This window comes from Eubacterium sp. AF15-50 (assembly GCF_934835595.1).
Lineage (GTDB): Bacteria > Bacillota > Clostridia > Lachnospirales > Lachnospiraceae > Eubacterium_G > Eubacterium_G segne.
The window spans coordinates 1-6,898 of sequence record NZ_CAKVZL010000102.1 but is presented as its reverse complement, the minus strand read 5'-3'; the positions used below and the strand labels follow the sequence as shown (position 1 = coordinate 6,898).

Annotated in this window: 10 protein-coding genes and 1 pseudogene; all 11 read left to right on the top strand. The window is 32.7% G+C overall.

Going from position 1 to position 6,898, the window contains the following annotated elements; translation table 11 throughout:
- Nucleotides 1–541: MATE family efflux transporter (locus Q5O73_RS09480; RefSeq protein ID WP_302669564.1), on the top strand; the 541-nt coding region annotated here is incomplete at its 5' end.
- A gap of 334 nt (nucleotides 542–875) precedes the next feature.
- Nucleotides 876–992: pseudogene (locus Q5O73_RS09475) on the top strand (sugar O-acetyltransferase); the annotation flags it as partial.
- Nucleotides 993–1,037: 45 nt separating this feature from the next.
- Nucleotides 1,038–1,343 carry a hypothetical protein gene (locus Q5O73_RS09470; RefSeq protein WP_302669563.1) on the top strand — a complete coding sequence of 102 codons (306 nt, stop codon included), beginning with the start codon at nucleotides 1,038–1,040 and terminating at the stop codon, nucleotides 1,341–1,343.
- 154 nt (nucleotides 1,344–1,497) lie between these two features.
- Nucleotides 1,498–3,048: a polysaccharide biosynthesis protein gene (locus Q5O73_RS09465; RefSeq protein WP_302669562.1), complete on the top strand. Its 1,551-nt coding sequence runs from the start codon at nucleotides 1,498–1,500 to the stop codon at nucleotides 3,046–3,048.
- A gap of 115 nt (nucleotides 3,049–3,163) precedes the next feature.
- Nucleotides 3,164–3,757, top strand: a complete 594-nt coding sequence (locus Q5O73_RS09460; RefSeq protein ID WP_021952017.1) for a hypothetical protein — start codon at nucleotides 3,164–3,166, stop codon at nucleotides 3,755–3,757.
- A gap of 153 nt (nucleotides 3,758–3,910) precedes the next feature.
- The gene (locus tag Q5O73_RS09455) at nucleotides 3,911–4,645 is read left to right on the top strand and encodes a hypothetical protein (protein WP_302669561.1); all 735 of its coding nucleotides are present in this window, start codon (nucleotides 3,911–3,913) and stop codon (nucleotides 4,643–4,645) included.
- A gap of 130 nt (nucleotides 4,646–4,775) precedes the next feature.
- Entirely contained in the window at nucleotides 4,776–5,021 is a 246-nt protein-coding gene (locus Q5O73_RS09450) for a DUF6323 family protein (protein WP_302669560.1), read from the top strand.
- Nucleotides 5,003–5,278, top strand: a complete 276-nt coding sequence (locus tag Q5O73_RS09445; RefSeq protein ID WP_302669559.1) for a DUF6179 domain-containing protein — start codon at nucleotides 5,003–5,005, stop codon at nucleotides 5,276–5,278. Before Q5O73_RS09450 ends, Q5O73_RS09445 begins: the two co-directional genes overlap by 19 nt.
- 16 nt (nucleotides 5,279–5,294) lie before the next feature.
- The gene (locus Q5O73_RS09440; protein WP_302669558.1) at nucleotides 5,295–5,567 is read left to right on the top strand and encodes an acylphosphatase; all 273 of its coding nucleotides are present in this window, start codon (nucleotides 5,295–5,297) and stop codon (nucleotides 5,565–5,567) included.
- Nucleotides 5,568–5,726: 159 nt separating this feature from the next.
- A complete protein-coding gene (locus Q5O73_RS09435; protein ID WP_302669557.1) occupies nucleotides 5,727–6,587 on the top strand; it encodes a hypothetical protein in 861 nt (286 codons plus the stop codon).
- An 84-nt stretch (nucleotides 6,588–6,671) separates the two neighbouring features.
- On the top strand, nucleotides 6,672–6,898 hold a 227-nt coding region (locus Q5O73_RS09430), incomplete at its 3' end, for a hypothetical protein (protein ID WP_302669556.1).

Sequence of the window (6,898 nt, the reverse complement as noted above, 5' to 3'; positions counted from 1 at the left end):
GACTGCGTATGGTCTGTTCTATAAAGTGCAGCAGTTCGTGTTGTTCCTTGCATTTGGACTACGAGATGCCATTACGCCGATTATAGCTTTTGCCTATGGAATGGGAAATAAAAAGCGAATCAAGGCGGGAATAAAATACGGCCTTATATATACGGGAATCATGATGATTTTAGGAGTCCTTATTACGGAAATATTTCCGGGGGCGTTTGCAACATTGTTTAATGCAGGACAGTCAAGGGAGTATTTTATCAGTGCAATGAGGATTATTTCAATTAGCTTTATTTTTGCCGGAATCAACATAGCATATCAGGGAATTTATCAGGCATTAGAGGGCGGTATAGCATCCCTTGTAATTTCTCTGCTTAGACAAATGGTTATTATATTACCTCTGGCAGGAATTTTTTCTGTTGCCGTAAGAAATGGTCATATGGGAGTTTCGCTGATTTGGTGGGCGTTTCCAATAACAGAGATTATAGCCTGTCTGGTGGGATATGCATTTTTGAAAAGGATAGAAAAGAGGGAAGTGGAAAGTTTAAGTTAAGATTTGTAAGAATACACTGGTTTAAAGAAGAAATACTATATAAATAGGAATTTTATATCCTAAATATTGATTTATCTCCTAAAAAGCAATAAAATTTAGGAGATAAATTATGGATTGGGATAAAGGGATGAGAAAACAATGGAAGGTTATATGATTTTATTTGTAATAATGATTATTATAGGAATAATCATTATTGTATCAAGTATATATAATAGACAAAAAATAGCACCGTGGCTTTTGATTACCTTGTGCTTAATAGGTATTTTTATGGCAATTATTTCATGGGTAATGCTATTATGTTTGGGCTTTTTTATGAGGTAAGGAAGTAATCAAAGGAAGTGTTGTGACGAAAGATGTTCCATCAATGGTGGTGGCTGCCGGAAATCCTTGCAGGGTAATTCGCAGAGTATGTGAAGAAGATAAAATTCAGGCAAAGGATTTGGCATTTTAGAAAAATAAAATTAAAAAAGTCGCAAAAATTGCGAAAACTAAAAGTGTGGGATTATCCTGGAGAGGTGATTGGACCAGCCCGGTGGATATTCCACATTTTTATTTGGGAGAATGGGGAGACACTCCGCTGTATTTAAAAAAGAAATACAAAGATTATGATACTTTTAGAAAATCATGGACAGCTAAAGTTAGCAATGGAAAGGGATTACGAATATGGAATCGAACCAAGACAAGAGCCATTAGGAAAGTGCCAAATGGCAAAAAGGTGGAAGTAATGTTTGTAAAAGGGAAATATGCAAAAGTCAGATACAGGGGAACTGTCGGTTATATGAAATCAGCTTATTTGAAGTAGTGAAAATTGACAGAGGTAACAGGGAAGCATTGGTGACGGATGCTTCCTTGTTGTATATAGAATGGAATATATTAAAATTATACGATATGTGTTAAAATGATTTATTGGCACAGGCAATTTTACAGGAAATACGAATTTTAAGGAAATACTTAATATGAAAGAAAAATCATTAGCAATTCAGGCAGGTATATTGGCATCTGCCGGGCTTACTACAAAAATAATAGGATTTGTTTACAGAATACCTATGGCAAATATATTGGGAAATACGGGAAATGGTATATATTCTGTGGCATTTGGAATCTATGGAATTGTTCTAACACTGTCTTCCTACAGTATGCCGATTTCCGTTTCAAAACTGGTATCTGAAAAGGCAGCAGTAGGAAGTAAAGAAGATTCAATTAAAGTTTTCAGGGTGGCAATGCTGGTTTCAGTTATCGTTGGAGCATTGGCTGCAATGGGATTATATTTTGGAGCGGATGGGCTGGCAGGAGTGTATAACAAAACAGGATTGGAAATGCCATTGAAGGTTTTGGCACCTACTACGTTTATCGTTTCAGTTTTGGGATGCTTTAGAGGTTACTTCCAAGGATATGGGAATATGGTACCAACTGCACTGTCACAGATTATTGAGCAGATAATTAATGCAGTAGTAAGCATCATTGCTGCCGGACAAATTACAGTTTTGATTATTGGGAGCAATAATGAAGCTGCATTGAGAGCAATGGGTGGAACCATGGGAACATGTGCAGGGGCAATGGCGGCACTTGTTTGCGTAATGATAATTTATTATAAAAATAATTCCGGAAACAAAATCAGAATGTCCGTATCCTATACTGAGGTAAAAGAAATATTTGCGTCATTATTATCCCTTATGATTCCAATAATATTAAGTCAGACAATTTACCAGATAGGATATACGGTGGATGATTATCTTTTCGCTGATATTATGAGCTTAAAGGGTTTTAAGGAAACGTATATCACTGATTTGCAGGGTGTTTTTAATACGCAATATACCCAAATGATAAATTTGCCAATTGGAATGGCTACAGCATTTGGTGTTTCCGTTATTCCTAAACTGACTACGGCATTTTCCACGAAAAATAAGTTGAAAATTAATCATAATATAGCTCAACTTATTAAAATGACAGGCATGGTAGTATTGCCGGCAGCAGCAGGTCTTACATTATGTTCTGATGAAATAATGAGAGTGCTTTTTCCAAATCTGAGAAGTTTACATAATTTGGCTGCAAATCTGTTATTGTATGGTAGTATATCGGCAGTTTTATATTCATTCTCAACTATTTCAACGTCAATACTTCAGGGATGTAATTATTTTAAGGTACCTGTAATGAACAGTGGAATATCCTTGGGTGTACATATCGTGTTGGTTGTATTTATGATTAAATATACGGATTTGAGAGCCTACGGATTACTTATTGGAGATATTATTTTTCCACTGCTTATATTGATTTTAAATGCAGTATTTATTAAGAAAAAAATATCGCCACAAATCCACTGGAAAAATGCCATTTTAAAGCCTTTGGTAGGAACTTTCATAATGGGAATTGCTATTATAATATTTAAAGTATTGGTAAGAAATACGAATATAAGAAGTCTGTTTTTACTGGTAGCAGAAGTTGTAATTGGAATTGTGGTGTATGGGGGATTTACCATTAAGTTTTTAAAACAGGGAGAACTAAGTTAATTAAATTAATCAACAAATTAAAATAATTAAGTAACGATTAACTAATGTAAAGCCGAATAAATGCTATAATCATATAAGTTAGAAAATACTTATCAGTTTGAAAGGAATAAAATCCATGAAGAAAGCATTGATTATTATATTTACATTGCTAATCGTTATTTTTGCAGCAAATATTATTTTTTATATAATTACTGACGACACGGTAGTCGGCGTGGTGGATGATAATATTGTTAATAGGGAAAAGACCTTAGACGAATTTTTTAATATAAAATCCCAAAATCTTGCAACTCATACATATTCAGAGAATGTTAGCTCAATAGACGGATACAAAATAAAATTATTAGAATCTGCCATAGATACAAAAAATCATAAGGGTTATTTCAAATTTGAATTGACTTCAAAAGACACAGATATGAGAAAAGTTTTTACAAACGAATCTCCGAAAAATCAACAAACCTTTTGTGAAGAACAAGATGGATATGGACGGTTTGAGTTTTTTGTCAGTCCAGATATGGGAACCGGTACCATAGGTGAAGATGGCGGATTTATAAAACATAAGAACAAGATGTTTATCTATTATTCCTATAACATAGAAGGAACTGATGTTAGTGAACCAAAGGAAGTTTATTTATGGGACAGAAATGTTATAAGTAATGATTCTTCTACTTCCCATGAAAGCAAGATTGCTGACCAATTTGTAATTAATTGATAGGTATATGGAAAATGAACCGGGTAAATTCGATTCTCATATTAAAATTGACAATATGTGCATATTAAGGTATCATACAAATAATAAATAAAAGTGTTTTTATACAAAAACAAATAACAGAAAGGCAAAAATGAAAAATTCGAGGGAGGAAAGATGAAGGTAAATAAGAAAATAACGATAATATGCACATTGGTAGTATTGATAGCTGTAATAGCCGGGGTAATAATTAGGCTTAATAGTGAAGGAAAAGCAAATGTGTATGTTAGCAACTGGAATGGAAAAGATAACAGATATGCAATTTGTCAGATAAATGATGAAAAACGAATCAAAACAAACTATGGTGAATGTTGGACAAGATTTTATTCAACCAAAAGTCTGGATGATTTTGAAAAAGAAAATCCCAAAGATTTTATAGAAAATTACGATTATTACACAGATAATTATAAGAATAAAGCAAAATTGTTTTACAATGATAATAATTATTATGTAATTTATAAATCAGAAAAAGACAATGTTTATTGCGCAGATTGTTGTTGTAGTGTCATAAACGGTGCAGTGAGAAATGATATTTACATACCTACGCCTGCAAGTGTGAATTTAAGTAAAGAGATATCAGAATTATATGATAACGATAAAGATTCACTGGTGGGATTTATGTTTGACAATGTATCCTTTGACGATGCTGTTAAGTTCTACAGCAGAATGTCAGAAGAATATGTAACTATTGACAAAACCAATAAGAAGATAACGGTTTCAGGTTTTCATAATAAGGATAAGAAAATTCTTGATAAATTTTTTACCATGGATTGGAATAATCGTACATATTCATACACGGACATGGAGGGGAAAAACATTGTTTATGATGAAAAAGGCTATCATGAACAGTAATATGTCTTTTCATTATCACAAAAATCTATAATTTTCAAGACTGTTACTTGCCTGAAAATGGCGGTATAATCACCAAACTAATATATATTGTGAGGTGTTTATGGAGAGCAAAAAATAGCTTGTAATGTTAATGGAAAAGTATCAGGTGGAAAATATTCTTAGGGTAAACGAATATACGGAAAAATTTGGACTTACCCTTTCAATGGAGGATGCCCGGGTACTGGCAAAATCGAAAAATGAAACTTTGAAGGAAGAGCAAAGGGTGGAATTGGGAGAAAGTATACTTCCAAAAATCATCCTTTGCTTTTGTGATTCTAATTACATTGACCAAAATAATTTTATAATATATGTAATATTATGCTACGACACACATTAGCATGTATATTTATTGGTAAAAACCTTATGAATAAGGCGAAAAAGGAAGATTATGCTAAACTGAAAAGTGGCATAATTAAGTTTTCAAGAGAAGATTTAACTAAACACTTTAATAAATATATTCAGGAGATTATAATTAAAAAGTGGGATGGCAACAGAAAATTAGAGGAATACTTAAAGGGAGACATAGACGATTTCGTTGTCGATTTGAAGAACGGAGCAGAGCATAATTGTCTTGAAAAAGTAGTGGTTTTATAAAAGCGATAGGTAAAGGATGGATAAGATGGTTAGAAAACATATAATTTTTTATGGAAGAGTTCAGGGAGTAGGTTTTAGATATTATTCAGTATATAAGGCAAGAGCTTTAGGTCTTACGGGATGGGTTAGAAATCTTTATGATGGAACAGTTGAAATGGAAGTACAGGGGAAAGAGAGCGAGATAGACCAGTTAATAATTTTTTTGCAAAATCAGCGATTTATTCTCATAGAGGATATGAAAGTGAAAAAACTAGCTGTAGTTGATGAAAGAGACTTTTATGAAAAATAAGAGAAAAAGCATAATTGCTATCAAAAATAAAGCATAAAAACAGATTTAATAGTTTGTTTACAAAAAAACAACAAAAAATTTACAAAAAATATTGTTCCGAAATGAATTTTCATACGTTGTTAATTATAAGAGGATGATAATTAAGAACGGAGGTGTTTTATGAAAAAATTTATTAAGGGGAATTGTATGAAAAGGGCAGTATCATTAGTGTTGATTGTAGCTTTATCATTAAGTGTTGCAGAATCAATAGGAAGTACAAAAGTGGTGTATGCAGAAGAAAGTAATTTAGCTACAAGTCAGCCGGAAAATACTGACACTTATGTAGAAAATGTAGAACCCGTCAAGCCGGTTATTACCTTAAAGAGAAAAAATAAGAAGGTTACGGTTACTATAAAAAACTGGCAGGAAAATACCGGATATCAGGTTTACGTGAAAAAAAGGGGTAAATACAAACAGATTAAGACAATTAAAAAAAATAAATATTCCTTTAAATTTGATAAAAGAAAATTATGCAGGGTAAAAGTAAGGGCAGCGAAAAAAGTAAATGGCAAAACCGTATTTAGTGACTTTGCCAAGAAAACATTAGATTATGGATTGACTAATGCTGACAACTGGTCTGATGCATATAAGGTTATGCATAAATACCTGAAAAACAATAACCAATATATGGGGCGAAAAGGAATAAGATGTTTTTATTTATTGGAACTTAAAGGGGAATGTTTTATTAAGGTGAGGGATTATGATGAACCTGGTGTGGGTAATGGTAATTTGTATCGGCTAATGTGCATAAGAAAAACAGTAAATCATAACACGAAGGTTCGTAAAAGTTATAATGTAAAATTCGAGATGAGATGTGATTATGAAGTACCTGCATTATACGGGAAGATGCTTATTATGAAAAACGGAAAAATAATTTTAAAAGTCAAATCCGGAAAGCTTGTAAATAAAAAGCTGAAGATACGAAAAAGATATAGAATAGTATTGAAGGAGTTAGATGAAGACGGCAAGCTATTCTATTAATTAGTTGGCAAGAGAGAGCAAATTCATATGGTGATGTAGGGAGGGCATTACGGTACAAGAGAGTTGAATAGGAGGGTTAGTTTTATGAAAAAAAGAATATTAAAGACAATACTAGTATTATTGCTCGCAATCTCAACATTGTTGGACAATGTGCAGCCAATTTATGCGGTAGAAAACAACCAGAACACAAGTCAGCCGGAAAACACTGACACTTATGCAGAAAATGTAGAACCTGTCAAGCCGGTTATTACCTTAAAGAGAAAAAATAAGAAGGTTACGGTTACTATAAAAAACTGGCAGGAAAATACCGG